The sequence below is a fragment of the Burkholderia mycopellens genome, from assembly GCF_964265025.1.
GTDB lineage: Bacteria > Pseudomonadota > Gammaproteobacteria > Burkholderiales > Burkholderiaceae > Burkholderia.
The window spans coordinates 1,394,820-1,419,227 of sequence record NZ_OZ183802.1 but is presented as its reverse complement, the minus strand read 5'-3'; the positions used below and the strand labels follow the sequence as shown (position 1 = coordinate 1,419,227).

The window sequence follows — 24,408 nt, the reverse complement described above, 5'->3', positions numbered from 1 at the left end:
GCGCGCAATCATCGTTATGTCTGACCGTCAAATTATAGACTGGCCCGCCTGGACCGACTCACCGCCCGGCCGCTACGTGCTGGGCTGGGAGCAGGCGCAGCTCGACCGGATCGTGTCCGACGTCTTCGGGTTCCACGCACTGCAGCTCGGCCTGCCGCAGCTCGACGCGCTGCGCGAGAACCGCATGCCGTATCGCGGCCTCGTGCTCGATCCGGCGAGCGGCGCGAGCGCGCCCTACCAGTATCCATGGGCCCGCGAAGCGCATGCGCCCGAGCACGCGCCCGACGGCCGCAGCACGACCTGGTGCGACCTGCTCGACCTGCCGTTCGAGTCGCAGAGCGTCGACCTGATCGTGATGCCGCACACGCTCGAATTCACGTCCGATCCGCACCGCCTGCTGCGCGAGGCCGAGCGCGTGCTGATGCCGGAAGGCCAGCTCGTGATCACCGGCTTCAATTCGCTCAGCCTGTGGGGCATGCGGCAATCGTTCGGGCGCATGGCAAACCGTCCGTTCGTGCCGGCCACGCGCGACCAGATCGCGTTCATCCGGCTCAAGGACTGGATCAAGCTGCTCGGCTTCGACCTCGAACGCGGCCGCTTCGGCTGTTACCGGCCGCCGCTCGTCACCGACCAGTGGCTGGCGCGCTACGGCTTCATGGAGGCCGCCGGCGACCGCTGGTGGCCGATCTTCGGCGCCGTCTACATGGTGACGGCCGTCAAGCGCGTGCGCGGCATGCGCCTCGTCGGCCAGATCAAGATGAAGAAGCCCGTGCTCGCACCAGGCCTGACGCCGGCGGCCTCCCCGACTACCCATCAAGAACATTCATGACAACCGATACGATCGACATCTATACCGACGGCGCCTGCAAGGGCAACCCCGGCCCCGGCGGCTGGGGCGCACTGATGCGCTACGGCGACAAGGAGAAGGAGCTGTTCGGCGGCGAGCCCAACACGACCAACAACCGCATGGAGCTGATGGGCGTGATCGCCGCACTCGAGGCGCTGAAGCGGCCGTGCCAGGTGATCGTGCATACCGACTCGCAATATGTGCAGAAAGGCATCAGCGAGTGGATCCACGGCTGGAAGAAGAAAGGCTGGGTCACCGCGGCCAAGACGCCCGTGAAGAACGCCGACCTGTGGAAGCGGCTCGACGCGCTCGTCGCGCAGCACGAGATCGAGTGGCGCTGGGTCAAGGGTCACGCGGGCCATCCGGAAAACGAGCGCGCTGACGCACTCGCGAATCGCGGCGTCGAATCGCTCACGGCCTGAACGCCGTCCACTCCCCTGTTTCCTTTGCTTTCCCCGACATGCGCCAGATCATCCTCGATACCGAAACCACCGGCCTGAACGCCCGCACGGGCGACCGCCTCATCGAAATCGGCTGCGTCGAGCTGCTGAACCGGCGGCTCACCGGCAACAACCTGCACTTCTACGTGAACCCCGAGCGCGACAGCGATCCGGGCGCACTGGCGGTGCACGGGCTCACGACCGAATTCCTGAGCGACAAGCCGAAATTCGCGGAAGTCGCGAGCCAGATCCTCGACTTCGTGAAGGACGCCGAGCTGATCATCCACAACGCGCCGTTCGACCTCGGCTTCCTCGACGCCGAATTCGCGCGGCTCGGCCTGCCGCCGTTCACCGAACATTGCGGCGGCGTGATCGACACGCTGGTGCAGGCCAAGCAGATGTTCCCCGGCAAGCGCAACTCGCTCGACGCGCTGTGCGACCGCTTCGGCATCAGCAACGCGCACCGCACGCTGCACGGCGCGCTGCTCGACTCGGAGCTGCTCGCCGAGGTGTATCTCGCGATGACGCGCGGCCAGGACAGCCTCGTGATCGACATGCTCGACGACGCAGGCGCCGACGGCGGCGCAGCGAACGGCCAGCGCGTGTCGCTCGCCGCGCTCGACCTGGCCGTGGTGGCCGCGAGTGACGACGAACTGGCCGCGCACCTCGCGCAACTCGACGAGCTCGACAAGTCGGTCAAGGGCACCTGCGTGTGGCGCAGGTCCGCCGACGCGGACGCCGCCGAAACGGCTTGAAGCAAGCGGCAGACGGCACGCGCCGCGGCCGCGCTCACGCGCGCGGCTGCAGCGCGATGACCGCCATCCCGCCGAGCGCGAGCGCCGCGCCGGCCACATCCCAGCGGGTCAGCGCGACGTCGTCGACCACCCGCAGCCACACCAGCGCCACCGCGATATACACGCCGCCGTACGCGGCATAAGTGCGCCCCGCCGCGCTCGGATGCAGCGTCAGCAGCCACGCGAACAGCGCGAGCGACAGCGCGGCCGGCACCAGCAACCCCACCGGCCGACCCTCCTTCAGCACGAGCCACGGCAGGTAACAGCCGACGATTTCGGCCAGCGCGGTGGCGGCAAACAGGGCCGCGATCCTCATCAGTTCGGTCATCCGGTTCCTCGTGAATTCGGCCCCCGTCACCAGAGGCGGCACGGCCCCGCCGCGCGCCGCCGATCATACCCGAGCCGCCCTCGCCGAACGCCCCGCCAGACGGGCGCCTCCCGGCAATTTGCACGATCATCCGTCATCGTGCTATCATGTCGCCTGTTTCAACATTCAATCTCTGTCTATTCGATTTCGAGAGAAGTCCGTCCGCGCGTGATGGATCGGCCCTTCGACCGAAATTGCACCCACAGGAAAGCCCGCCCGACAGGCCCGCTTTTCTCGTTTCGTTGCCCCTCCGGGGCGCTTGCCGGAACGCCGGACATCGTCCGCACCGGCATCTGCCGCCTGCATCACGCGGCCCATTCTTCATGAGCGCACTGTCGCGACGGCCCATCAGGCCCGCGTCGAAGCAGCCCCTTACGGCCCTTTACCGCCTTTTGTGCTGTAAGTGCTTAATGGCCTGCCCCGACGCGCCGCACGCGACACCGCGCTCGCCGGCAAACCGTGTCGGACGGCCCGTCCGTTCGGCGCAGTCAAAGGAGTGCATGACCTTGACCGCAACACACGTCAGCCCGACCGCTGCCTCTTCCTCCGCTTCGTCGTCCGGCGAAGCCCCGCTCGTCGCGGACGACATCACCGTCGTCGACCAGAGCCTCCTCAAGCGCGCCGTCAGCGCGATGGCCATCGGCAATGCGATGGAATGGTTCGACTTCGGCGTCTACAGCTACATCGCCGTCACGCTCGGCAAGGTGTTCTTCCCGTCCAGCAGCCCGTCCGCGCAGCTGCTTGCAACCTTCGGCACGTTCGCGGCCGCGTTCCTCGTGCGCCCGCTCGGCGGCATGGTGTTCGGCCCGCTCGGCGACCGCATCGGCCGCCAGCGCGTGCTCGCCGCCACGATGATCATGATGGCCGTCGGCACGTTCGCAATCGGCCTGATCCCCAGCTACGCATCGATCGGCATCATGGCGCCCGTGCTGCTGCTCGTCGCCCGCCTCGTCCAGGGCTTCTCGACCGGCGGCGAGTACGGCGGCGCAGCCACCTTCATCGCCGAATTCTCGACCGACAAGCGCCGCGGCTTCATGGGCAGCTTCCTCGAGTTCGGCACGCTGATCGGTTACGTGATGGGTGCGGGCGTCGTCGCGCTGCTCACCGCGTCGCTGTCGCAGGAAGCGCTGCTGTCGTGGGGCTGGCGCGTGCCGTTCCTGATCGCCGGCCCGCTCGGCCTGATCGGCCTCTACATCCGGATGAGGCTCGAGGAAACGCCCGCGTTCAAGCGCCAGGCCGAAGAGCGCGAAGCGCAGGACAAGGCCGTGCCGAAGGCGCGCTTCCGCGAAACGCTGATGCGCAACTGGCGTGCACTGCTGCTGTGCGTCGGCCTCGTGCTGATCTTCAACGTGACCGACTACATGGTGCTGTCGTACCTGCCGAGCTTCATGTCGTCGACGCTGCACTTCGACGAATCGCACAGCCTCGTGCTCGTGCTGATCGTGATGGTGCTGATGATGCCGCTGACGCTCGCCGCCGGCCGCCTGTCCGACCGGATCGGCCGCAAGCCCGTGATGCTCGCCGGCTGCGTCGGCCTGCTCGCGCTGTCGATCCCGTCGATGATGCTGATCCATGCGGGCACCACGGTGTCGGTGTTCGGCGGCCTGCTGATCCTCGGCGTGCTGCTGTCGTGCTTCACCGGCGTGATGCCGTCGGCGCTGCCGGCGCTGTTCCCGACCGAGATCCGCTACGGTGCGCTCGCGATCGGCTTCAACGTGTCGGTGTCGCTGTTCGGCGGCACGACCCCGCTCGTGACCGCGTGGCTGGTCGATGTCACGCACAACCTGATGATGCCCGCGTACTACATGATGGGCGCCGCCGTGATCGGCATCGTGTCGGTGGTCGCGCTTGCCGAAACCGCGCGCCAGCCGCTCAAGGGTTCGCCGCCGGCCGTCGCGTCGCGCCGCGAAGCCCAACAGCTCGTGCGCCAGATGCGCGAGGACGAGGAATCGGAGATCTACGGCGTCGTGTCGCCCGCACGCGCCTGAGCGTCGCCCATGAAAAAGCCCCGGCCGAAGCCGGGGCCCGATCGAATCCGATCCGCCCGACCGGCTTGCGCCGGCCGGGCTTTTTTTCATCCTTCAGCCGCGAGCACCCTCACGCTTGAGCTTCGCAGTGACGGCAGAACAACAGCGCACGCGAGCGCGACACCGCCGCCTGCGCACCGCGTGCCGCGACGATCAGCCCGATCTGGCCGAGATTGAAATCGCGCTCGACCATCAACTGCGTCAGCGCGGCAAGCGGCAACACGACGGACGGGTGGTACAGGCTCGATTCGATCAGGGCTTTCATCATCGGCTCCATCTGGCAATGCGTGATTCGATGGAGTGGATTCTAGGGACCGGCCGCTTCCGGATAAACGGCGCGAATGCGAAGTCACTTGTCAGCCGCCGAGAACAATCGGCGCGGCTTGCCGGGCGGGGCCGGGCTGGCGGCAGGCAACAGCGCGGGGCGGCCTCGCGCCGCCACGGGCCGCCGGGCTTAGACGAGCGGCGTTTCGACGAACGCCGGCAGCGCTTCCGCCCGCGCCGAATGCGCGGCCAGCGCCGGATAACGGGCCGGATCGATCCGCGCGAGCACCGGGTAGTCGGCCGCCATGAACTGCGTGAAGCGCCACGCGACCGCGACCGTCACGTCGGACTGCAGCAGGCGCGCGCCGCCGAACCAGCCGTTCGCGGCCGCGACGAGCGGCTCCAGTTCGCCGTATGCGCCCTCGATCTGGCTCAGCACGCGCTCGAGCCACGGCGCATGCTGCTTGTCGGCCGGACGCAGCGCCTGCTCGTAGACGACCTGCACGGTCTTCTCGGCGGCCGCCAGCGCGAAACCGACCGGCACGAGTGCGCGCAGCCGTGCATCGGCGGTATCGGGCAGCAAGCGCCGCTCGGGCGCGACCAGGTGATCGAGATAGTCGACGATCAGCGACGAATCGAGCAGCGTCGCGCCGTCGCCGGTCACGAGCGTCGGCGCCTTGACGACCGGGTTGATCACCCTGAACTGCTCGAAATGACGGAACACCGAGAGCGACTCGTGTTCGAACGGCAGGTCGAGCAGCTTCGCCGAAATGGCGACACGGCGTACGAACGGGGAATCCAGCATGCCGATCAGCTTCATCGCGAACGCTCCGCTTAAGGGGAATGGGAGCGACGACTGTAGCAGCGTCGCGCGGCATCGACTAGGGCCCGTTCCCGGGAGCAACGGGCGGGTACCGGCGCCACGAGCGAGTTTGCCGAAATGACGGAACGAACGCGGCCAGCCCTTGCGCCCCCGCGCTTGACGCGCATCAGCCGGACACGCGCGGGACTCACGTTGTCCGGCCACAGTGACCATAATGCAAGTTCACGCCCCTTCCGCCCCAAGGTTCGCCATGTGGTATGCCCTCGTCGAGCAGCAGCGGGAATGGATGCGCGCCTGGCGCACGGCGACGCGGCATGCGTTCGACGCGTGGCCCGCGGCCACGCTGCCGCACGCCGCGTCGTCGTGCTACGACGACCTGTTCGAGCCGCTGCTCGGGCCGCCGGACGGGCCCCCACACTTCGACATCGGATGGCCGGCCGTCGGCGAGCGCGTCGTCGCGCGCACGCCGTTTTGTGACCTGCGGCGCTTCACGCGCGCCGATGCACCGCGCACGGTGCTGCTGTGCGCGCCGCTGGCCGGGCATGCGGCCGTGATGATGCGGGAAACCGTCGAGACGCTGCTCGCGGACGGCGACGTCTGCGTGACGGACTGGCGCAATGCGCGCGACGTGCCGCTCGCGTCGGGCCGCTTCGGGCTCGACGAGTATGTCGCGACGCTCGACGGCTTCGTCGACGGGCTCGCGCACGACGACCGGCCGCTGCATGTCGTCGCCGTGTGCCAGGCGACCGTGCCGGTGCTCGGCGCGCTCGCGCTGCGCGCGGCGCGCGGCCTCCCGCCCCCCGCGAGCGTCACGTTGATCGGCGGCCCGCTCGACGCACGCCGGCATCCGAGTGCGCTCGGCACCGCCGCTGCCGCTCATTCGCTCGACTGGTGCCGCCGTCACCTGATCGACATCGTGCCGCCCGGTTTCGCGGGGCATGGTCGCCACGTATTTCCGACCTATCTGCAACAGGGCGAAATCGCGCTCGTGTACCCGCAACACTTCCTGTCGCTGATCGAAACGTACGCGCTGGCCGCGTCGCGCTTCGACATGAGCGGACTCGCCGGCGCGCGGCGCGCGTTGCTCGAATACACGGCGCTGCTCGACATGCCGGCCGAGTATTTCCTCGATATGGTCGACATCGTGTTCCAGCGCATGAGCCTCGCGCTCGGCACCTGGGACGTGGGCGGCCGGCGCGTCGATCCGGCGGCGTTGCGCGGCGTCGTGCTGCTGACCGTCGAAGGCGCATGCGACAAGGTCACGGGCGCCGGCCAGACCCACGCGGCGCTCGACCTGTGCAGCGGCCTCGCCGACGACGAACGCTACCGGATCGACATCGACGACTGCGATCACTACGGGCTGTTTACGGGGGCGCGCTGGCACGGCGATGTGCATCCGATGCTGCAGCGCGTGTTCGTATGGGCCGAAACCCGCCGCCCTCACCCGCGCCGCATCAGGCGGACGTGATGCCGCGTCAGGGCCGCGCCGCGTCGAGCAATGCCCGTACCTCGTCGTCGCTCGTCTGCTCGAAGCGCGCGTAGAACTGGCTGATCCCGAAGAACGGCTGCGGCAGCGACACCGTGACGAACGCATCGGCCAGATCGTCGAACACATGGCGCGCGCCCGCCGGCGCGACCGGGACAGCCGCCACGATCCGCGCCGGGTGACGCTCGCGCAACGTCTGCAGCGCGACGCGCATCGACGCGCCGGTCGCGACGCCGTCGTCGACGACGATCGCGATACGCCCTTCGACCGGCAGGGGCGGCGCGGCACCGCGATACAGCGCTTCGCGCCGATGCAGTTCGGCCGTCTCGCGCGCGATCACGTCGGCGAGCTGTTCGTCGGACACGTGCATCGAGCGGAGCACCGAACGCTGCAGATGAATCGCACCGCCCGTCGCGATCGCGCCCATCGCGAGCTCGGGATCATATGGGACGCCGAGCTTGCGCACGACCAGCACGTCGAGCGGCGCATGCAGCGCACACGCGACCGGATACGCGACGGGCACGCCGCCGCGCGGCAACGCCAGCACGACGACATCGCTACGCCCCGCGTAATCGCGCAATGCGCCGGCCAGCTGGCGGCCGGCATCGGCGCGATCGGCAAAACACTCGAACACGATCGGCTCCCTGCCGTTGCGCCGGATGCGCGAAACCCGCGCCGGCGCCTGTCAGCGAGCATGATTCATCGGCCGCGCCGATGCAAGCAGGGTCACACCGGCGCGCGCGGCGCCGAGGGTATGGGTCAGAGGCCGCCGGCCTGCCGGTACAGCCGCCAGAACGACTGCGCATAGGATTGCGCGAGCTCGGGGGCACGCTGGAACACGTTCACCGTTTCCGCATGCGCGGCCGCGCCTTCGGACAGCGTCGTCAGCGCGACGCTGTCGTCGACGATCACGAAGCGCGGCGCAGGATCGCCATGCCGCGAATCGATCGCCACGTCGATACCGGAGGATTTCAGATAGCCCGCGCCGCTGTACCGGCCCGCGCGCGGCGAACGCACGAGCACGACACGCACCTCGACCCCGCGTGCGCGGGCCGCGCGCAGCGCGCTCGCGACCGCCGGCGGCACGTGCGCATAGCCGGCCAGCAACACACGACGATGCGCCTGCCCGATCAGATCGACGGTTGCGTCGGCCGCTGCATTGTCATACGAAAAGTATGTGCCGACCGATGCGGCATCGGACGGAATCTGGCTGGCGTGGGCGCTCGCCGCACAGCAAAGCGCGGCGAGAAGGAAGGCGGCTGGTCTCATGGCGGGCGCCATTTTAGCGACGCCAGTTCGCGTGGCAAGCACCGGCTGCGAGGCTGCTGCGCCGGCGCAACACACAGCGCAGAACCCGCCCCCGGCGAACGGGTGACAGGCCCGTTATCACGCCGTCGGTCAGCCCGCCGCGACGCGTGCGAGCCAGCTCGCCACGCCGTCGACGGAACGGAAATCCGCGAGGCTGCGCGCCGGCAGCGCCGGATAGGCGCCGCCGGCCATCTCGGCCAGCGCGCGGCCGGGCCCCAGCTCGAGGAACGCGGTCGCCCCGGCCTCCACACAGGCGGCAAGACAGGCCGCCCACTCGACCGGCTCCGCGATCTGCCGCGCAAGTTTGTCGAGGCCCGCGTCGACGTCGAGCACCGATGCGCCATCGATCCCCGAAACCAGCCGCGTGCCGGGCAGCGGCCGCCGCACGTGCGTCGCGGCGAGCGACGCGCGAAACACCGGCACAGCCGCGGCGAGCCGGCGCGTGTGCGACGCGATCCGCACGCAGACGGGCGCGACACGCAGTGCGCCGGCACGCGACGCATCGTCGGCCACCGCATCGACATCGGCCTGCCGCCCCGCGACCACGAACGCGTCGCCCGGGTTCGCAATCGCGATCGCCGCGTCGCGGCCGTCGCACAGCCACACGAGCTGCGCGCGCGTCAGGCCGCGTACGAACACCATCCGCTCGTCGCCGCCGCTCGCGGCATCCATGGCGCGCGCACGCGCATCGGCCAGGTCGAGCGCGGCGTCCGGCTCGATCATCCCCGCGACGCTCCACGACGCGACTTCGCCGACGCTGTAGCCGGCGACGCAGCGTCGGCGCGGCCACAGAGCGTCGAGCAGCGCGGCGGCGGCGAGCGCCTGGACCGTACAGAGAATCTGCGCGGCACGGTTCTCGCGCAGCGCATCCGGCCCGGCCTGCCGGACCCAGGCGCGCGGATCGTCACCGAGGAGCCGGCCGGCGTGCGCGAACAACGCGTCGGCCTGCGGCGCGGTGCCGGTCAGCTCGAACATGTCGGCGCGCTGCGCGCCCTGTCCCGAACAGAGGATGGCCAGCGTCATCGCGCGCCCTCGTCAACTTCGAGCGCATCGACGAAGACGCTCATCGCGAGCAGGTCGGCCGCGCCGCCCGGGCTCAACCGCCGTGCAACGAACGCACGATGCGCGGCAGCCGCCCGTAGCCGCCAATCGCGCGCGCGCACGCCGCCGCGCGCCACGAATGCGCGTGCGGTCGCCCGCGCGAAGTCGAGACCGGCCTGCCCGCCCCGGTGCAGCAGGTTCGTATCGTCGAGCGCGGCGATCAGCGAGAAGCACGCATCGACGCGCGCGGCTTCCGGATCGCCAGGCAGGTCGCGCTGCGCGCGGCGCAGCGCGGGCAGTCCGATCGCGTAGACGGTCGTGAAACCGCCGGCCGCCTCGCGACGCGCCCCGCCGACGCCGTAGCGGCGGCTCGCGCGTTCGCCGTGGCTGTCCGGCAAGCGCGGGCCGCCGAGGATATCGGCGCCCCAGCGGCGGGAGACGAACGCGCCGAGCGTCATCCCGGCCGGCATGGTTCCCGGCACCGCGCGCCGGCCCGCCGCCGCACACAGCAGCCCGAGCCCGAAGATCGCGCCGCGATGCGTATTGACGCCGCCGGTCGCGGCAAGCATCGCGTGCTCGGCACGCAGGCCGATCTTGCGCAGCACGGCCATGTCCGCATCGCGTGCGCCCGCGTCGGCCAACTCGGCGAAGTACGGCCGCAACGCGGCGGCGCTGCGCGCGAACGTCGCGGCATCCATGTCGGTGTGACTGCCGGTGTCGACGTGACTGACGAGCCCCGGCTTCGGATAGGTCTCGATTTCGAACACGAGGCTGCGCTCGGCCAGTTCGGCGATGCGCTCGGCTTCGGACGGCGCCGGTACGCGGCAGGCAGCCCATGCGCTCATCGCGCCCCTCCGGTGAATGCGTCGGCCGGCATCAGCTCGACGGTGATCGCGGTCTTGACCGCGACTTCAGGCTGCCGCGCCTGCAGTTCGCGCCAGTTGACGCCCGCGCCGTCGTCGCGCAGCAATTCGCCGTCGATGCGCATCGGCGCGCGCGCGTCGATCGCCGCGAGGCCGTCGAGCAGCGACGCGAGCGATGCGGGATCCGGCAGCGGGAACACGATGTCGAGATCGGACGACGCCCCCAGGTAGGGCTCGCCCGTCAGCGCCTGCCATGCAAGGCTGCCGAACACGCGGCCCTGCACGCCGCAACGCGCGCCAAGCGTATCGAGTTCGCGCAACGCCGTGCGCCATGCGTCGGGCGCGGCGGCGAGCACGTCGGACAACGCGGGTAGCGGCCCGACCGTCGCAAGCGCGTCGGCAGCCGCGTTCAGCGCGACGCGCCGCTTGCCCGCGGAAGGCGGCAGCGGCAGGCCGAGCGGCACGCAGCCGGCGTCGGCCTCGTCGGGCGACGCGCGGCGCACGATCAGCGGCCAGCCGCGTTCGGCCCACGCACGCACGAGCGGATCGGCCGCGAGCGCGGGATCACGCGCGAATGCCGCGCCCCACCCCGCCGCCGTCAGCGTGACGAGCGTGTGGCGGCGCAGCGGCAGCTCAGCGTGCGGCACGCGCGAGCGCCTCGACACGCTGGGCCACATCGGCGGCAACCGGACGGCCGCGCGCGGCGCGCCGGTCGACGCGGTCGGCCGGCTTGCCGAGCCATTCGCCGACCTGTGCGTCGAGCGCACGGGCCGGATCGAGCACGGCGTCGACGGCGCCCATCTTCACGAGATTGTCGAGCCCCGGCGCGAACACCGGCGTCGAGCGCGCCATCTCCTTCAGCACGTCGATCGGCAGCTTGGTCACGCGCGACATCGACGGCAGGTCCATCACCTCCGGCTCGGCGCCCGGCACCGCCAGCAACGTGCGCGTCGCGAGCGCGGTCGCGATGAACGCACCCGCGGCCGTGTGGCCGTACAGCACGCCGATCGTCCGGTGCCCGGCGAGATCCGCGTGCATCAGGCACTTCGCGAGATGCGACAGCCCTTCGTTCAGGCCGAGCAGTTCGTCGCGCTTGCTCATCCGCTGGCTGTCGCTGTCGACGAGCACGAGGATCGGCGTGTCGCCGCCGCGCACGATCGTGTCGAGCACGCACGATGCAAGCGTCAGCGCCTCGTCGATGCCGAACGGCAAACGCTCGGCGACGCCGATCACGTCGACGCGCGTGCCGGCCAGTTCCGCGTGGCCGCTCAGCAGGCCGCCGTCAAGGGCGATCGAATGGCCTTTGGGAAAAAGCGAGTTCAGGACTTCATCGAGCGTCATGCTGCGGCTCCTGCAGTTGGTCGGCGAGTTTCGCGAACGCCTCGTCGGGCATCCCGGGAATCGCTTCCGGCGCGTCCGCACCGAGCGCGCGCCACACGTCGAGCGCATCCGCGCATGCGCCGAACCGTTCGACGCGCGCTTCGAGGCGCGCCTGTTCCGCGCGCAGCATCGCCGCATCGAACTTCGGCGCACGGCCGATCAGCTCGAGCGCCGCCGCACGAAACGCGTCGGGCGTGTCGGCCACGTAGCGGTCCGCGCCGCCGATCAGCCGCCGGTGCTTGCCGCCCATCGTGCGCCAGATCAGCGCGCGGTCCTTTGCATCGAATTCCTCGACGCCGCGATTGGTCTCGATCACTTCAGGGCCGGACACGCTGATGCGCCCCTGCTCCGACACCGCGAGCGCCGAGCAGCACGCGGCGAGCAACCCGCCGCCGCCATAGCAGCCCGCGCGTCCGCCGATCAGCCCGATCACCGGCACGCCGGCCGCGCGCGCTTCGACGAGCGCACGCATGATCTCGGCGATCGCGAGTTCGCCCGCGTTCGCTTCCTGCAGCCGCACGCCCCCCGTATCGAACAGGATCAACACCGGCTTGCCGGTTTCGCGCGCGGCACGCAGCAGCCCCGTGAGCTTCGCGCCGTGCACTTCGCCGAACGCGCCGCCCATGAAGCGGCCTTCCTGCGCGGCGACGAACACCGGCCGGCCGTCGAGCCGGCCGTGGCCGACCACCATCCCGTCGTCGAACTGCTGCGGCAGGTCGAACAACGGCAGGTGCGGGCTCGTCACGCGCTCGGCCGGGCCGAGGAATTCGCCGAAGCTGCCCGCGTCAAGCAGGCCGTCGATGCGCTGCCGCGCCGACGCCTCGTACCAGCTCGCGCCATTCGCGACGAACGCGGGCGCGTCGTGGATCGCGTCGTTCATCATGCATCTCCCTCGATCGCTCGCACGGCCTGCGCGAGCCGCAGCGACACCATGTCGGGCCGCGCGCCGCCGTCGTTGATCGACAGCTTCAGGCCGCCCGGCGTGCGCCGCTCGACGAAATCCGATACGACCGCCTGCCACACCGCACCGAAACCGACCGCCGCCGTGCGGATGTCGACCTCGCATTCGTTGCCCGGCAACACGCGCTCGACGAGCACTTCGAGATTTCCCGATGCGACCACGCCGACGAGCGCCGCGGCCTGCTCGCCCTTCGCGCGCTCGCGCGCGGTGAAGCGATAGTTCAACTGTTCCATGCCCTCTTCCTCACCAGTTGCGGAACCGGGCCGGCGGCGCATAGAGCCCGCCCGACCAGTGCACGAGATCCTTGATCGAACGCGCGGCGAGCCAGCGGCGATCAGCGTCGAGCGGATCGATGCCGAGATCCTCCGGGCGACGGATCACGCCGCGCTCGCGCAGCCGCTCGACCATCTTCCGGTCGCGGCCGCGGCCGACTTCCGTATAGCCGGCGACGCCGCGGATCGCGTGCTCGCGTTCGTCCTTGTCGCGGCACATCAGCAGGTTCGCGATCCCCTCCTCGGTGACGATGTGCGTGACGTCGTCGCCGTAGACCATGATCGGCGCGAGGTCGAGCTGCAGCTTGTCGGCGAGCTTCAGCGCGTCGAGCTTCTCGACGAACATCGGCACGTTCTTGTCGCCGAACGTCTCGCCGATCTGCACGACGAGCTTGCGGCCGCGCCTGAGCGCCGCCGGCGTGTCGGGGTCGGCTTCCGCGCCGGCCTTCAGCCACGGCTCGCTCGGATGGCGCCGGCCGCGCGCGTCGCTGCCCATGTTCGGCGCGCCGCCGAAACCGGCAATCCGCTCGGCCGTGACCGTCGACGAATGGCCGGACAGGTCGATCTGCAGCGTCGAGCCGATGAACATGTCGCACGCATAGAGGCCGGCGGTCTGGCAGAACGCGCGGTTCGAGCGCAGCGACCCGTCGGGGCCCGTGAACCAGATGTCGGAGCGCGCGCGGATGTAGTCGTCCATCCCGACTTCCGAGCCGAAGCAGTGGATCTGCTCGACCCAGCCCGACTCGATCGCGGGAATCAGCGTCGGGTGCGGGTTGAGCGCCCAGTGCGAACAGACCTTGCCCTTCAATCCGAGCTTCTCGCCGTAGGTCGGCAGCAGCAGCTCGATCGCGGCCGTGTTGAAGCCGATCCCGTGGTTCAGGCGCTTGATGCCGTACGGCTCGTAGATGCCCTTGATCGCGAGCATCGCGGTGAGGATCTGCGTTTCGGTGATCGCGGCCGGATCGCGCGTGAACAGCGGCTCGACGTAGAACGGCCGGCCGGCCTCGACGACGAAATGCACGCGGTCGCCCGGGATGTCGACGCGCGGCACCTTGTCGACAATGCGGTCGACCTGCGCGATCACGATGCCGTCCTTGAACGCGGTGGCCTCGACGACGGTCGGCGTATCTTCCGTGTTCGGGCCGGTATAGAGGTTGCCGTCGCGATCGGCGCTGACCGCGGCGATCAGCGCGACCTGCGGCGTGAGGTCGATGAAGTAGCGTGCGAACAGTTCGAGATAGGTGTGCACCGCGCCGAGCGCGATCTTGCCGCCGAACAGCAGCTTCGCGATCCGCTGCGACTGCGGGCCCGAATACGCGAAGTCGAGACGCTTCGCGATGCCGCGCTCGAACACGTCGAGATGCTCGGGCAGCACGACGCCCGACTGCACCATGTGCAGGTCGTGGATCTTCGCGCTGTCGACGTCGGCGAGCGCCGTCGCGAGCAGGTCGGCCTGCTTCTGGTTGTCGCCTTCGAGGCAGACGCGGTCGCCCGGCCGCAGCACCGCTTCGAGCAACGCCACGGTGTCGCGCGCATCGACCCGCTTGCCCTGCGCGTAAGCCGCGCCGGCCGCGAGTCGTGCATCGCGCGCCTGCCGCGCGTGATTCCATCCCGTCATGAACTGTTCTCCCGCTTCGATGGTTCAGCGGCATTCTAAGCCTGGCGCCGCCGCCGATTGATGATGTTGACGAATGCGACTCAGAGGGCGCCGCGATGGATGCGGCCCGCACGCGGGCCGCGTCGCGCGGACCTATGCACCGACCAGCGCGCGCGTCGTGAAGAACAGCACCGACGGGCCGAGCAGGCAGCCGACGCCCGTATGGAACGTCGCGACGAGGGCGCCGTACGGGACGAGCCGGCGGTCGGTCGCGGCGAGCCCCGCGCTTACGCCGCTGACGGTGCCGGCGAGGCCGCCGAAGATCATCGCGGAACGCGGCGTCTTCAGGCCCATGAAGCTGGCTGCGACCGGCGTGCCGACCATCACGATGATCGCCTTCACGAGCCCCGTTGCGATGCTGAGCGCGATCACGTCGGAGCTTGCGCCGATCGCCGCGCCCGTGACGGGGCCGACGATGTAGGTGACGGCGCCCGCGCCGATGGTCGTCATGCTGACCGCGTCGGTGTAGCCGAATGCGCGCGCGATGCACGCGCCGACGATGAACGGCAGCACGGTGCCGAGCAGCAGCGACACGACGCCGACGAGCCCGGCCTTGCGCGCCTCGGCGGGCTGCACTTCGAACGCGGTCGCAACGATCGCGAAATCGCGCAGCATCGCGCCGCCCATCAGGCCGACGCCCGCGAACAGCGGCACGTCGGCGATCCCCTTCTCGCCGCCGGTGAACGCGCCGCCGACGTAAGCCAGCGCGAGGCCGATCACGATCGCGATCGCGGAGCCGTGCACGCGGCCGAACGTGAGCTTGCGCGACGCGATCGACGACAGCCACATGATCAGGCCGACCAGCGCGAACGACGCGACGAGCCCGTTGTGGGCGACGGTTTTTTCGAGCATCTGCAGCATGGCGGCCTCCGTCACTGTTCTTCGAATTGCGGCACGCCCGCGAAGGCCGTGTCGTCGCGCCCGGTGCGCACGAGTACCGCGATGCAGCATGCGCAGATCGCGACCGCGCCGACGGCGGCCAGCAGCGCGACCGGGCCGCCCTTCAGCGCGGCGACGACGTTCTGGTTCGCGGCCATCGCGACGACGACCGGGATGTACATCGCGCCCCAGAAGCCGACGCCGGCCTCGGTCTCCTTCGGTAGCCAGCCGCGCCGGTGCAGCCAGAGGCGCAGGCAGATCAGCAGCAGCATCGCGATGCCGACCCCGCCGACGTTGGTCTTCACGCCGATCGCGCTGCCGAGCAGGTCGCCGAGGAACAGTCCGGCCAGGTGGCAGAACGCCAGCAGCGCGGTTCCGTAGATGATCATGAGTCGTCTCCAGTCTCTTCGTGACGGGCGCCTGACGCGTGCAGAAAGCGGGCCCGCACGTCGATCCCGTGCGCGGACTGTCTCCTGCGGCGGTGCGCCGCGGCCCGGCGGCCCGTCGTGCGGGCGCGTTCTCGGGCGGTCGATGGGATGATGCGGTTTCGGGCCGGACACCGGATGCCGTAGACTGACTGACGCAGCCGCCGGCCCGACACGGGCTACGCATCCGGTTCGCCCCGTTTGCGCGGGCCGCACCGGGGCGTGATCCGATACTAGCGCCGCAATACCCGGCCATTTATGAAGTTGTCGAAACCGATTCAGTGGATTTAGCAATGCGTCCGTTACCGCCCGAGCTGCTGCGCAGCTTCGTCGCCGTCGCCCAGTCCGGCAGTTTCACCGCCGCGTCCGAGCGCGTGAACCTGTCGCAGTCGACCGTCAGCCAGCACATCCGCCGCCTCGAGGAGCTGCTCGACCGGCCGCTGTTCGAGCGCGACACGCGCAACGTGCACCTGTCGCAGCACGGCGACGCGCTGTTCCGCTACGCGGTGCGCATCCTCGAGCTGATGGACGAAGCCGTCACGTCGGTATGCGGGCCGCCGCTGTCGGGCAAGGTGCGGCTCGCGATGTCGGAGGATTTCGCGTCGGCGCACCTGACCGCCGCGCTCGCGAGCTTCGTGCAGCGCAATCCGGAAGTCGAGCTTGCGATCTCGACCGGGCTGTCGGGCGACCTGTTCGACGCGCTCGACGAAGGACGGCACGATCTCGTGTTCGCGAAGCGCATCGCCGGCAGCCGGCGCGGCCGCGTGATCCGCAGCGAGCCGCTGTACTGGTGCACGGGCCCCGATTCGCGGATCACCGGCCACGAGGCCGTGCTGCCGCTCGCGATGCATCCGGAGCCGAGCGTGTCGCGCCGCCGCGTGCTCGAATCGCTCGAAGCCGTCGGGCGGCCGTACCGGATCGCGGTCGTGAGCAGCAGCGTTGCGGTATTGCGCGCCGCTGCGAGCGCGGGGCTCGGCGTCAGCGCGTTCGCCGGCTACGTGATCCCGGCCGGGCTTGCGCGGCTCGACGCGGGGCTGCCCGAACTCGGCGAACTCGAATACGTGATCGACCGGCCGGCGGCCGCGTCGCGTTCGACGCTCGCGCTCGAAGCGACGCTGATTGCCGCCGCGTCGGGGTTGTAACCGCGCCGGGCGCGACACGCACATGGGGGGCGCGCCCGCAACTGACAGCTTTGCCCGGAACGCGTCATCGTCCGCGCAGCACCCGCTCGCGACAATGGGGCCCATCGGAACGCACGGCCACCCGCCGCGCGCATCCGGTGTCCCATCCCCTTGATCGGAGCACGCCATGAATGTCTTGCGATTCGCCGTCGCGACCGCCGCCGCCGCCCTGCTGTCCCCCGCCTTTGCCCAGACGTCCGACGCCGCGGCGCCCGCGCAGGGGCTGACCCGCGCGGAAGTCATCGCGCAACTCAAGCAGGCCTATCTCGACGGTCAACTGCCGACGAACGACAGCAACTACCCGCCGAACGCCGCGACACGCGCGCGCAACCGCGAACTCGTGCAGGCCGCGAGCCCGGCATGGCTCGCGCAGACGCCGCCGTCCTCACAAACCGCCGCGCAGCAGTAGCGGACCGCGGCGCGATCACGGCAGGAAGCTGCGGCGCCGCGCGTCGATCAGCTCGACGAGCAGGCGGTCGCGTTCGGCCGCCAGTTCCTGCATCGAGCGCTCGCCCTGGATCGCGCGCAATTCGTCGTTCAGCCGGCGATCGACGTCCGGATCGAACGAAGGCGTGCCGAGGTCGTCCCACCAGCTCGTGATCGGCCCCGACAGGTGTTCGAGAAAGTGCGCGATCCCGCCCGCGCCGCCGCCGAGATGATAGGTCAGGCACTGTCCCATCAGCCCCCAGCGCAGGCCGGGCCCCCATGCGACGGCCTTGTCCGCGTCGGCAACGCTCACGACGCCTTCGCCGACGAGGTGATACACCTCGCGGAACAGCGCGGCCGCGAGCCGGTTCGCGACGTGGCCGGTCATCTCCTTGTTGAGGACGATGGTCTGCTTGCCGAGTGCGTCGTAGAAATCCTTCACGCGTGCGATCACGTCCCGGCTGGTCGCGTCGCCGCCAACCAGCTCGACGAGCGGAATCAGGTGCGGCGGATTGAACGGATGCGCGATCAGGCAGCGTTCCGGATGCTTCTCGCATGCGGTCTGGATGTCCGACATCTTCAGGCCCGACGAACTCGACGCGATCGGCACGTGCGCGGGCAGCACGTCGTCCATCTGCCGGTACAGCGCACGCTTCAGGTCGAGCCGTTCCGGGCCGTTCTCCTGCACGAAATCGGCGCCGTCGAGCGCGCGCACGAGATCGGCGTCGAACGACAGCCGCGCGGACAGTTCGGCAGCCCGGTCGCCGAGAAACGCGGCCAGCGCGTCGCGCAGCCGTGCGTCGGCTTGCGGCGCCGGATCGGTCGCGACGACGTCGAAGCCCTGCGTCAGATAGAAAGCGGTCCAGCTCGCGCCGATCACGCCGGCGCCGACGATCGCGATGCGTCGAATGTCCATGATTGTCCCGTGTCGTTGGTCTGCCAATAGATCGCGGCGATTGTCGCATCGAATCGCGCGGGCCTGTGTTGACGCAGTTTGCAGATTCCCTCTTGAAATGCGCTTCGGCTGCCACTAATTACGCGTCGTCGGGCAGTGCACCGTTCAACGCACCGCCCCCGTTTCGACCCAGTGGAGCTCCCGCGTCGCGCCCGCCGCAGGCGTCGCGCCGTCACGTCTCCCGTGTTCCCTGTTCAGGAGGACCAACATGAGCGGTATTCATTTCGGCAGCGACCTGTTCGACGAATTTGCCCGCGTGCAGCGGCAAGTAGCGAATCTGCTGGGCGAACGTCCAGCCGGCATTCGCGCGGTGCGGCCCGGTGCCTTTCCCGCGCTCAACGTCGGCGCCACCGACGGCGCCATCGAGATCGTCGCGTTCGCGCCCGGCATGGCCGCGGCCGACTTCGACGTATCGATCGACAAGGACCTGCTGACGATCAGCGGCGAGCGCAAGCCTGCGCCGCGCGGCGAAGGCGACGATCTGCGCACCTATGCGCAGGAACGCTTTCACGGCGCATTCCGCCGCGTCGTCGAGCTGCCGCGGGACGCGGATCCCGAGCAGGTCAGCGCCCGCTACGAAAACGGCTGCCTGCTGATTCGCGTCGGCCGGCGCGAGGCATCGAAGCCGCGTGCAATCACCGTTCAATAATAGTCAGGATACCGACATGAATGCGAACCCGACCCTGGCCGAGCGCCAGACGAACACCGTTCACCCCGCTGCCGCTGCCGCCGACGCAGCTCGCCGGCCCGCGATCACGCCGGCCGTCGACGTCGTCGAGAATCATCTCGGCGTCACGCTGCGGGCCGATCTGCCCGGCGTGCCGCGCGAAAACCTCGACGTGAAGGTGCACGACAACACGCTGACGATCGAAGCCGACACGCACCTGGATACGCCGGCCGACCTGCGCGTGCGGCATGCCGAAATCCGCGCGACGCGCTATGCGCGCAGCTTCGTGCTGAGCCCGGATCTCGACACGTCGAGGATCGACGCGAACCTGCGCGACGGCGTGCTGACGCTGACGATTCCGCGCCGCGAGGAAACGCGTCCGCGCCGCATCGACGTGACGACCGGTCACGCATAAGCACCAACGCGGGCGATCGTCCCGCACGCATGAAAAAGCCCCGCCGGGTACGCTCCCGGCGGGGCTTTTTTACGACATGCGGTGCAATCAGTCGAAGTCGAACAGGTCGAACACCGATTTCCGGCGACGCGCTGGCCGTCGTGCTTGTAGCGCTCGTCGTGCGAGCGGCCATCGTGCCTGCCGCGGCTGTCATGCGAACGACCGTCGCGCCCCCACCCGCCGTCGTGGCTGCGCGGCGCCTGCGCATCGTGCCGCACGGGTGTCTCGTCGCGACGCAGCGGCGCGTCACCGGTCTCGCGTGCGATCAGCTTGTCGAGTTCGCCGCGATCGAGCCACACGCCGCGGCAGGTCGGACAATAGTCGATCTCGATCGACTGGCGCTCGGCCATCAACAGGTCGGGCGTCTTGCAGACTGGGCATTTCATCGCGTCTCTCCTTTCCGTGCGAATGTCGTCTGGATTCCCTATGAGGCGCGTGACGCCGGTCGCCGCAGCGGCCGGCGCCACACGCGATGGCTCAGCGGCCTTCCGTCGGTGCCGAGCGCTTCGCCTTCGCGCGCCGCGCCAGCATGTTCATGCCCTCGACGAAAGCCGAGAACGCCATGGCCGCGTAGATATAGCCCTTCGGCACGTGCGAACCGAACCCTTCGGCGATCAGCGTCATGCCGATCACGACCAGGAACGACAGCGCGAGCATCACGATGGTCGGGTTGCGGTCGATGAAGCGTGCGAGCGGCTGCGCGGCAAACAACATCACGGCGACGGCGACGATCACCGCGACGAACATGATCGGCACGTGCTCGGTCATGCCGATCGCGGTCACGATGCTGTCGATCGAGAACACGATGTCGAGCATCACGATCTGGCCGATCGCGGCCCACATCGTCAGGCCGGCTGCGCCGCCGGCGCCGCCCTCGCCTTCACCGTCGTGCGACACGTGGTGATGGATCTCGGTGGTCGCCTTCCACACGAGGAACAGGCCGCCCGACAGCAGGATCATGTCGCGCCACGAGAATGCATGGTCGAACAGCGTGAACACGGGTTCGGTGAGGCTCGCGATCCACGCGACGCTGCCGAGCAGCGCGAGGCGCATCACCAGCGCGAGCGCGATGCCGAGGCGCTGCGTGCGGGCGCGCTGCACCTCGGGCAGCTTGTTGCTGAGGATCGAGATGAAGATCAGGTTGTCGATGCCGAGCACGACTTCCATCACGACGAGCGTCAGAAGCGCAGCCCAGACGGCGGGGTCGACGGCAAGCGTCAGCAGGTAGTCCATGAAATGGGCCGATACGAAAGTGGAAAGCCAGATGATATGCCGCCCCGAACTTCGGAAAAATCAGAGAGAATCTGACTTTAAGTTCGGTTTTTACGAAATTACGCTCCGATGCTCAATTTCCGACATCTGTACTATTTCTGGGTCGTCGTGAAGGAAGGCGGCTTTGCGCGCGCGGCCGCGCGGCTCGACATGGCCGTGCAGACCATCAGTGCGCAGGTGCGCGAGCTCGAGAAAGCGCTCGGGCACCAGTTGCTGCGCCCGGCCGGGCGCGGCGTCACGATGACCGACGCCGGCCAGGCCGCGTTTGCGCGCGCGGAGGTGATCTTCGAGATGGGGCGGCTGATTCCCGACGAAGTGCGCGCGGCGGCCAGCCAGCCGACGGTTCGGCTCGCGGTCGGCCTTGCGGACGGCATCTCCAAGCTCGCCGCGCACGCGACCCTCGCGCCCGTGCTGGATACGCCCACGCTGCGGCTGCTGTGCCACGAGGGCGAGCACGATGCGCTGCTCGCGGAGCTGGCGCTGCATCATCTCGATCTGGTGCTGGCCGGCCAGGGCGCGCCGTCCGGCTCGAACCTGCGCGTGACGAGCGAGCGGCTCGTCGCGTCGCCGGTCGACTGGTATGGCCCCGCCGCGCTCGTCACGCCGGCCGCGCGGCAGCACTTTCCGCAGTGCCTTGCCGACCTGCCCGTTCTGCTGCCGACCGCGCATTCGGCGCTGCGCGCGCGCCTCGACGTGTGGCTGGAAAGCGAACGGATCGTGCCGCGCGTGGCCGGGGAATTCGAGGACAGCGCGCTGATGGCCGTGTTCGCGGCGCGCGGCCTCGGCGTGTTTCCGCTGAGCGAACTCGGCGCGAACGACGCGTCGCTGCTGCGCGGCTTGCGGCGGCTCGGGCGCGCGGGCGACGTGACCGAGGAGATCCACGCGATCCGCTCGCGGCGCGGCGAACACCATCCACTGACGTCGCGATTGCTGGCCGCCGCACGCGGCACCCCGGCCGACTGAAGCGAGCGCGACATCAAACGAAACTATAATGGCGCCCCGGCCTTACGAGATTGCCCCGCGCTTCTTCCAGGCACCGCCGTTGCGCGACCTCTCGCCAAGCCTTCTGAAAGACGCCATGCACAACCGATTTCGCCTGTTTTCCGTTTCGTGCGCGCTCGCGGCCGCGACCGTGCTGGCGGCGTGCTCGTCGCCGCCCAAGCCGATCTACCAGCAGGAACAGTTCGACGCGACCAGCAGCCCGTACGCGCATACGTTCCACTCGAAATCCGACGCGGCCTGCGAGGCCGCGCGGCGCGCGCTGCTGAGCCAGGGCTATGTGGTGTCGTCGTCGCGCAGCGATGCAGTCGACGGCAGCAAGAATTTCCAGCCGAACAACGACATGCACGTCGTGATCGAGTTTCACGTCGTGTGCGCGGACGCGAACGCGGACGGCTCGTCGAGCATCGCGTACGTGAATGCGGTGCAGGATCGCTACACGCTGAAGAAGTCGAACACGTCGGCCAGCGTCGGCCTCAGCGTGTTCGGCTCGCTGTCGCTGCCGATCGGGTCGAGCGACGACGCGCTCGTCAAGACCGCCAGCGAAACGATTCCCGCCGGCGTGTTCTATGAGCGCTTCTTCAATCTCGTCGAGCATTTCCTGAAGATCGACCCGGCCCGCCGCGACCGCGCGACCGTCAAGGCCGCCGAGAAGGAGCCCGTCACGCCGCTGCCCGAACCCGCGCCGACGCCGCAGGGCGAGCCGATAAAGATGACGACCCCGGTCGTGCCGACGCCGCCCGCGGCGCCGGTGCCGCTTTCGTTGCCGGTCGTGGCGCCCCAGTCGGGCGCGAACGCCGTGCCGGCCGCCGCTTCGGCCGTGGTCGCGCCGGCGGCGATGCGTGCTGCCGCGCCGCCAGCGGCGTCTGGTTCGGGGTCGGTACCGGCTTCGGGTGTGGCGCCTGCATCGGCCGCCGCGTCGACGCCTGCACCGGCGTCCGGATCGGCATCCACGTCGGCTTCGGCTCCCGTGCCGGCTTCCGCGCCTGCGTCCGCTTCCGGCCCGGCGTCGCACCCTGCCGCAGCGGCGTCGGCGCCCGCCGCTTCGGCGCCGGCCACCGCAACACCGGCACCGGTCGCGCCTGCGCCCGCGTCCACTGCTTCGGCCCCCGTATCGGCATCGGCACCGTCGAGCACGTCGCCCGCGCCTGCCGCCGCCAACCCCGTCGCATCGTCCGCCCCGTCCGGCGCGAGCGCACCGGCCGCAAACTGATCGACCGCCCGTATCGTCGCTCCTGGCCGCAACCGGCGCAGCGCGACGATACGCCCCCTTGCCCGTCATTCGTCACGGGAATTTTCACGCCGCCGGCTGCCTGCCCGTCGTGCCGATGCCTTGCGTCGGACACGCTCGGCCGATTCCGTCATTCACGGAGATCGACGGCCGTCCGGCCATCGGCCGGCCTGCGCCTCCACCACGCATACCGCAACGGCGCGCACAGCGTCTGCAGTTGCTCGGCGATCGCGATCACGCCACCGCAGACGATTTCGGCGATACCCATCGTCGATCGCCGTCCAGCCGCCCCCTGACCAGCCCGCTTGCGCCGACCGCCCCGCCTACCGCAACGTTGTGCGCAGCGTCTGCAGCTGCTCGACGGTCGCCGTCACGCCGCCGCAGACGATCACGGCGATATCCTTCGCCGACGCGAGCACGGGCACCGGCCGCTCGAGCGCGGCCAGCGCGGCACCGCATGCAGGCTCGACGACGATCCGGTGCTCGTCGAGAAATCGCAGTGACGCGGCCACCGCATCGGCATCCGACACGACGACCGGGTGAATCTCGTGTCGCGCTGCCCATTCGACCGCCGCATCGCACGGACGCTTCGCGCCGAGCGACGTCGCGATGCTCGTGATCGCCGGCAATTCGACCCCATGCCCCTGCGCCAGCGAGCGCGCATAGCAGTCGGCGCCTTGCGTTTCGGCCGCGACCACCGGCACGTCGTGCCAGCCGTTGCGCGCGAGCCCTTCGAGCACGCCGCACAGCAGCCCGCCGCCACCGACCGCGAGCACGATCGCGTCAGGCTTGGGGCCGGCCGCCGCCATCTCGTCGATCATCGTCGCGTGGCCCTGCCACAGCACGGGATCGTCGAACGGATGCACGAACGCATCGTGCTCGCCGAGCGCCGACTGCGCGAACGCGTTCGCCTCGGCCCAGCTCGCGCCGTGCACGATGAGCTCCGCACCCTCGACGCGAATCAGCTCGCGCGCACGGGCCGACGCGCTTTCGGGTACGACGACGAGCACCGGCACGCCGAGTTCGCGGCCGCAATACGCGACCGCGATGCCCGCGTTGCCGCCCGACGATGACACGAAGCGCCGCGCGCCGGCCGCATGCCGTGCTTCGCAGACGGCGCCGATGCCGCGCAGCTTGAACGAGCCCGACGGCTGCAGCGCATCGAGCTTCAGCCGGATGGCCTTGCCGAGCCGGCGGGACGCGATTTGCGAGCGGAGATAAGGGGTCGGGATATGAAGCGGCATGGGACGGGACCAATGGGAACGGAGGGAACGCACGCGACGCGCAATTGCGAGCGGCAATGACGGCCATCGTACGGCACGCCTCCCATGCTTTCCAATACCATCGGATGGCGTTTGCTATGCTCCACAGGTATATCGATGAACCGGA

29 protein-coding genes and 1 pseudogene are annotated in these 24,408 nt (G+C 69.6%); 11 read left to right on the top strand and 19 right to left on the bottom strand.

The window, feature by feature from the left end:
- Positions 1–16: 16 nt before the first annotated feature.
- Genes ACPTTC_RS06665 through dnaQ form a run of 3 tightly spaced genes read left to right on the top strand, consistent with a single transcriptional unit; the run spans position 17 to position 2,042 of the window.
- On the top strand, positions 17–829 hold the full coding sequence (locus ACPTTC_RS06665; protein WP_226197931.1) for a class I SAM-dependent methyltransferase: 813 nt from the start codon (positions 17–19) through the stop codon (positions 827–829).
- Positions 826–1,269, top strand: a complete 444-nt coding sequence (gene rnhA / locus ACPTTC_RS06660) for a ribonuclease HI (RefSeq protein WP_423391924.1) — start codon at positions 826–828, stop codon at positions 1,267–1,269. Before ACPTTC_RS06665 ends, rnhA begins: the two co-directional genes overlap by 4 nt.
- Before the next feature lie 38 nt (positions 1,270–1,307).
- The gene (gene dnaQ, locus ACPTTC_RS06655; protein ID WP_175958101.1) at positions 1,308–2,042 is read left to right on the top strand and encodes a DNA polymerase III subunit epsilon; all 735 of its coding nucleotides are present in this window, start codon (positions 1,308–1,310) and stop codon (positions 2,040–2,042) included.
- Positions 2,043–2,076: 34 nt separating this feature from the next.
- Here dnaQ and ACPTTC_RS06650 read toward each other — a convergent pair whose 3' ends face one another.
- Positions 2,077–2,409, bottom strand: a complete 333-nt coding sequence (locus ACPTTC_RS06650; protein WP_423391923.1) for a YnfA family protein — start codon at positions 2,407–2,409, stop codon at positions 2,077–2,079.
- A 539-nt stretch (positions 2,410–2,948) separates the two neighbouring features.
- Here ACPTTC_RS06650 and proP point away from each other — a divergent pair.
- Positions 2,949–4,436, top strand: coding sequence for a glycine betaine/L-proline transporter ProP (proP, locus tag ACPTTC_RS06645; RefSeq protein WP_226197929.1), 1,488 nt, complete (start codon positions 2,949–2,951; stop codon positions 4,434–4,436).
- Positions 4,437–4,545: 109 nt separating this feature from the next.
- Here proP and ACPTTC_RS06640 read toward each other — a convergent pair whose 3' ends face one another.
- A complete protein-coding gene (locus ACPTTC_RS06640) occupies positions 4,546–4,752 on the bottom strand; it encodes a hypothetical protein (RefSeq protein WP_082146089.1) in 207 nt (68 codons plus the stop codon).
- 177 nt (positions 4,753–4,929) lie between these two features.
- Positions 4,930–5,559, bottom strand: a complete 630-nt coding sequence (locus ACPTTC_RS06635; RefSeq protein WP_423391922.1) for a glutathione S-transferase — start codon at positions 5,557–5,559, stop codon at positions 4,930–4,932.
- A gap of 253 nt (positions 5,560–5,812) precedes the next feature.
- Between ACPTTC_RS06635 and ACPTTC_RS06630 the strand changes: the two genes are divergently transcribed.
- Positions 5,813–7,030, top strand: coding sequence for a polyhydroxyalkanoate depolymerase (locus tag ACPTTC_RS06630; RefSeq protein WP_423391921.1), 1,218 nt, complete (start codon positions 5,813–5,815; stop codon positions 7,028–7,030).
- Between the two features lie 7 nt (positions 7,031–7,037).
- On the opposite strand, the gene ACPTTC_RS06625 is transcribed toward ACPTTC_RS06630, so the two are convergent.
- The 11 genes from ACPTTC_RS06625 to madL form a co-directional block, all read right to left on the bottom strand.
- Positions 7,038–7,682, bottom strand: a complete 645-nt coding sequence (locus ACPTTC_RS06625; protein ID WP_226197925.1) for a phosphoribosyltransferase — start codon at positions 7,680–7,682, stop codon at positions 7,038–7,040.
- 125 nt (positions 7,683–7,807) lie between these two features.
- On the bottom strand, positions 7,808–8,329 hold the full coding sequence (locus tag ACPTTC_RS06620) for a phospholipase D-like domain-containing protein (RefSeq protein ID WP_226197924.1): 522 nt from the start codon (positions 8,327–8,329) through the stop codon (positions 7,808–7,810).
- Between the two features lie 117 nt (positions 8,330–8,446).
- On the bottom strand, positions 8,447–9,379 hold the full coding sequence (locus ACPTTC_RS06615; RefSeq protein ID WP_423391920.1) for an acyltransferase domain-containing protein: 933 nt from the start codon (positions 9,377–9,379) through the stop codon (positions 8,447–8,449).
- Complete coding sequence (gene mdcB, locus ACPTTC_RS06610) at positions 9,376–10,242, bottom strand: triphosphoribosyl-dephospho-CoA synthase MdcB (RefSeq protein ID WP_423391919.1); 867 nt, start codon at positions 10,240–10,242, stop codon at positions 9,376–9,378. The genes ACPTTC_RS06615 and mdcB overlap by 4 nt, the downstream gene beginning before the upstream one ends.
- Positions 10,239–10,907, bottom strand: a complete 669-nt coding sequence (gene mdcG, locus ACPTTC_RS06605; RefSeq protein WP_423391918.1) for a malonate decarboxylase holo-[acyl-carrier-protein] synthase — start codon at positions 10,905–10,907, stop codon at positions 10,239–10,241. The genes mdcB and mdcG overlap by 4 nt, the downstream gene beginning before the upstream one ends.
- The gene (gene mdcE / locus ACPTTC_RS06600) at positions 10,894–11,601 is read right to left on the bottom strand and encodes a biotin-independent malonate decarboxylase subunit gamma (RefSeq protein WP_423391917.1); all 708 of its coding nucleotides are present in this window, start codon (positions 11,599–11,601) and stop codon (positions 10,894–10,896) included. Before mdcE ends, mdcG begins: the two co-directional genes overlap by 14 nt.
- Entirely contained in the window at positions 11,588–12,523 is a 936-nt protein-coding gene (locus tag ACPTTC_RS06595; protein ID WP_423391916.1) for a biotin-independent malonate decarboxylase subunit beta, read from the bottom strand. The genes mdcE and ACPTTC_RS06595 overlap by 14 nt, the downstream gene beginning before the upstream one ends.
- Positions 12,520–12,834 (bottom strand): malonate decarboxylase acyl carrier protein, encoded by a 315-nt coding sequence (mdcC, locus tag ACPTTC_RS06590; protein ID WP_423391915.1) that lies wholly within the window; start codon positions 12,832–12,834, stop codon positions 12,520–12,522. The genes ACPTTC_RS06595 and mdcC overlap by 4 nt, the downstream gene beginning before the upstream one ends.
- Positions 12,835–12,844: 10 nt before the next feature.
- The gene (mdcA, locus tag ACPTTC_RS06585; protein ID WP_423391914.1) at positions 12,845–14,491 is read right to left on the bottom strand and encodes a malonate decarboxylase subunit alpha; all 1,647 of its coding nucleotides are present in this window, start codon (positions 14,489–14,491) and stop codon (positions 12,845–12,847) included.
- 132 nt (positions 14,492–14,623) lie between these two features.
- On the bottom strand, positions 14,624–15,391 hold the full coding sequence (gene madM / locus ACPTTC_RS06580; RefSeq protein ID WP_226197917.1) for a malonate transporter subunit MadM: 768 nt from the start codon (positions 15,389–15,391) through the stop codon (positions 14,624–14,626).
- An 11-nt stretch (positions 15,392–15,402) separates the two neighbouring features.
- Positions 15,403–15,798, bottom strand: a complete 396-nt coding sequence (madL, locus tag ACPTTC_RS06575; protein ID WP_034186756.1) for a malonate transporter subunit MadL — start codon at positions 15,796–15,798, stop codon at positions 15,403–15,405.
- A gap of 329 nt (positions 15,799–16,127) precedes the next feature.
- Between madL and ACPTTC_RS06570 the strand changes: the two genes are divergently transcribed.
- Positions 16,128–16,976, top strand: a complete 849-nt coding sequence (locus ACPTTC_RS06570) for a LysR substrate-binding domain-containing protein (protein WP_175967505.1) — start codon at positions 16,128–16,130, stop codon at positions 16,974–16,976.
- 166 nt (positions 16,977–17,142) lie between these two features.
- A complete protein-coding gene (locus tag ACPTTC_RS06565) occupies positions 17,143–17,424 on the top strand; it encodes a DUF4148 domain-containing protein (RefSeq protein WP_423391913.1) in 282 nt (93 codons plus the stop codon).
- Positions 17,425–17,439: 15 nt separating this feature from the next.
- Here ACPTTC_RS06565 and ACPTTC_RS06560 read toward each other — a convergent pair whose 3' ends face one another.
- On the bottom strand, positions 17,440–18,357 hold the full coding sequence (locus tag ACPTTC_RS06560) for a 3-hydroxyacyl-CoA dehydrogenase NAD-binding domain-containing protein (RefSeq protein ID WP_423391912.1): 918 nt from the start codon (positions 18,355–18,357) through the stop codon (positions 17,440–17,442).
- A 247-nt stretch (positions 18,358–18,604) separates the two neighbouring features.
- On the opposite strand from ACPTTC_RS06560, the gene ACPTTC_RS06555 reads away from it, so the two are divergent.
- Both ACPTTC_RS06555 and ACPTTC_RS06550 read left to right on the top strand, forming a co-directional pair.
- Positions 18,605–19,045, top strand: coding sequence for an Hsp20/alpha crystallin family protein (locus ACPTTC_RS06555; RefSeq protein WP_226197913.1), 441 nt, complete (start codon positions 18,605–18,607; stop codon positions 19,043–19,045).
- A 16-nt stretch (positions 19,046–19,061) separates the two neighbouring features.
- A complete protein-coding gene (locus ACPTTC_RS06550) occupies positions 19,062–19,478 on the top strand; it encodes an Hsp20/alpha crystallin family protein (protein WP_175967496.1) in 417 nt (138 codons plus the stop codon).
- Between the two features lie 87 nt (positions 19,479–19,565).
- On the opposite strand, the pseudogene ACPTTC_RS06545 reads toward ACPTTC_RS06550, so the two are convergent.
- Both ACPTTC_RS06545 and ACPTTC_RS06540 read right to left on the bottom strand, forming a co-directional pair.
- Positions 19,566–19,903, bottom strand: a pseudogene (locus ACPTTC_RS06545) (zf-TFIIB domain-containing protein).
- A gap of 91 nt (positions 19,904–19,994) precedes the next feature.
- On the bottom strand, positions 19,995–20,750 hold the full coding sequence (locus tag ACPTTC_RS06540) for a TerC family protein (RefSeq protein WP_423391911.1): 756 nt from the start codon (positions 20,748–20,750) through the stop codon (positions 19,995–19,997).
- Positions 20,751–20,858: 108 nt separating this feature from the next.
- Between ACPTTC_RS06540 and ACPTTC_RS06535 the strand changes: the two genes are divergently transcribed.
- Positions 20,859–21,752, top strand: a complete 894-nt coding sequence (locus tag ACPTTC_RS06535; RefSeq protein ID WP_423391910.1) for a LysR family transcriptional regulator — start codon at positions 20,859–20,861, stop codon at positions 21,750–21,752.
- Positions 21,753–21,867: 115 nt separating this feature from the next.
- On the top strand, positions 21,868–23,001 hold the full coding sequence (locus ACPTTC_RS06530) for a DUF2242 domain-containing protein (protein ID WP_423391909.1): 1,134 nt from the start codon (positions 21,868–21,870) through the stop codon (positions 22,999–23,001).
- 148 nt (positions 23,002–23,149) lie between these two features.
- Here the strand turns inward: ACPTTC_RS06530 and ACPTTC_RS06525 are convergent, their stop codons facing one another.
- Positions 23,150–23,287 (bottom strand): hypothetical protein, encoded by a 138-nt coding sequence (locus ACPTTC_RS06525; protein ID WP_423391908.1) that lies wholly within the window; start codon positions 23,285–23,287, stop codon positions 23,150–23,152.
- A 55-nt stretch (positions 23,288–23,342) separates the two neighbouring features.
- The gene (locus ACPTTC_RS06520) at positions 23,343–24,263 is read right to left on the bottom strand and encodes a pyridoxal-phosphate dependent enzyme (protein WP_423391907.1); all 921 of its coding nucleotides are present in this window, start codon (positions 24,261–24,263) and stop codon (positions 23,343–23,345) included.
- Between the last annotated feature and the right edge of the window lie 145 nt (positions 24,264–24,408).

Excerpts from the sequence above, each read along its gene's own strand:
- madM (WP_226197917.1), bottom strand. The coding sequence starts at position 15,391 with ATGCTGCAGATGCTCGAAAAAACCGTCGCCCACAACGGGCTCGTCGCG.
- ACPTTC_RS06565 (WP_423391913.1), top strand. The coding sequence starts at position 17,143 with ATGAATGTCTTGCGATTCGCCGTCGCGACCGCCGCCGCCGCCCTGCTG.
- ACPTTC_RS06535 (WP_423391910.1), top strand. The coding sequence starts at position 20,859 with ATGCTCAATTTCCGACATCTGTACTATTTCTGGGTCGTCGTGAAGGAA.
- ACPTTC_RS06555 (WP_226197913.1), top strand. The coding sequence starts at position 18,605 with ATGAGCGGTATTCATTTCGGCAGCGACCTGTTCGACGAATTTGCCCGC.
- dnaQ (WP_175958101.1), top strand. The coding sequence starts at position 1,308 with ATGCGCCAGATCATCCTCGATACCGAAACCACCGGCCTGAACGCCCGC.
- ACPTTC_RS06560 (WP_423391912.1), bottom strand. The coding sequence starts at position 18,357 with ATGGACATTCGACGCATCGCGATCGTCGGCGCCGGCGTGATCGGCGCG.
- mdcB (WP_423391919.1), bottom strand. The coding sequence starts at position 10,242 with ATGAGCGCATGGGCTGCCTGCCGCGTACCGGCGCCGTCCGAAGCCGAG.
- mdcA (WP_423391914.1), bottom strand. The coding sequence starts at position 14,491 with ATGACGGGATGGAATCACGCGCGGCAGGCGCGCGATGCACGACTCGCG.
- ACPTTC_RS06615 (WP_423391920.1), bottom strand. The coding sequence starts at position 9,379 with ATGACGCTGGCCATCCTCTGTTCGGGACAGGGCGCGCAGCGCGCCGAC.
- ACPTTC_RS06530 (WP_423391909.1), top strand. The coding sequence starts at position 21,868 with ATGCACAACCGATTTCGCCTGTTTTCCGTTTCGTGCGCGCTCGCGGCC.
- ACPTTC_RS06550 (WP_175967496.1), top strand. The coding sequence starts at position 19,062 with ATGAATGCGAACCCGACCCTGGCCGAGCGCCAGACGAACACCGTTCAC.
- ACPTTC_RS06620 (WP_226197924.1), bottom strand. The coding sequence starts at position 8,329 with ATGGCGCCCGCCATGAGACCAGCCGCCTTCCTTCTCGCCGCGCTTTGC.
- ACPTTC_RS06665 (WP_226197931.1), top strand. The coding sequence starts at position 17 with ATGTCTGACCGTCAAATTATAGACTGGCCCGCCTGGACCGACTCACCG.
- proP (WP_226197929.1), top strand. The coding sequence starts at position 2,949 with ATGACCTTGACCGCAACACACGTCAGCCCGACCGCTGCCTCTTCCTCC.
- ACPTTC_RS06650 (WP_423391923.1), bottom strand. The coding sequence starts at position 2,409 with ATGACCGAACTGATGAGGATCGCGGCCCTGTTTGCCGCCACCGCGCTG.
- ACPTTC_RS06595 (WP_423391916.1), bottom strand. The coding sequence starts at position 12,523 with ATGATGAACGACGCGATCCACGACGCGCCCGCGTTCGTCGCGAATGGC.
- ACPTTC_RS06630 (WP_423391921.1), top strand. The coding sequence starts at position 5,813 with ATGTGGTATGCCCTCGTCGAGCAGCAGCGGGAATGGATGCGCGCCTGG.
- ACPTTC_RS06540 (WP_423391911.1), bottom strand. The coding sequence starts at position 20,750 with ATGGACTACCTGCTGACGCTTGCCGTCGACCCCGCCGTCTGGGCTGCG.
- rnhA (WP_423391924.1), top strand. The coding sequence starts at position 826 with ATGACAACCGATACGATCGACATCTATACCGACGGCGCCTGCAAGGGC.
- ACPTTC_RS06520 (WP_423391907.1), bottom strand. The coding sequence starts at position 24,263 with ATGCCGCTTCATATCCCGACCCCTTATCTCCGCTCGCAAATCGCGTCC.
- ACPTTC_RS06570 (WP_175967505.1), top strand. The coding sequence starts at position 16,128 with ATGCGTCCGTTACCGCCCGAGCTGCTGCGCAGCTTCGTCGCCGTCGCC.
- ACPTTC_RS06635 (WP_423391922.1), bottom strand. The coding sequence starts at position 5,559 with ATGAAGCTGATCGGCATGCTGGATTCCCCGTTCGTACGCCGTGTCGCC.
- mdcC (WP_423391915.1), bottom strand. The coding sequence starts at position 12,834 with ATGGAACAGTTGAACTATCGCTTCACCGCGCGCGAGCGCGCGAAGGGC.
- mdcE (WP_423391917.1), bottom strand. The coding sequence starts at position 11,601 with ATGACGCTCGATGAAGTCCTGAACTCGCTTTTTCCCAAAGGCCATTCG.
- madL (WP_034186756.1), bottom strand. The coding sequence starts at position 15,798 with ATGATCATCTACGGAACCGCGCTGCTGGCGTTCTGCCACCTGGCCGGA.
- ACPTTC_RS06640 (WP_082146089.1), bottom strand. The coding sequence starts at position 4,752 with ATGGAGCCGATGATGAAAGCCCTGATCGAATCGAGCCTGTACCACCCG.
- ACPTTC_RS06525 (WP_423391908.1), bottom strand. The coding sequence starts at position 23,287 with ATGGGTATCGCCGAAATCGTCTGCGGTGGCGTGATCGCGATCGCCGAG.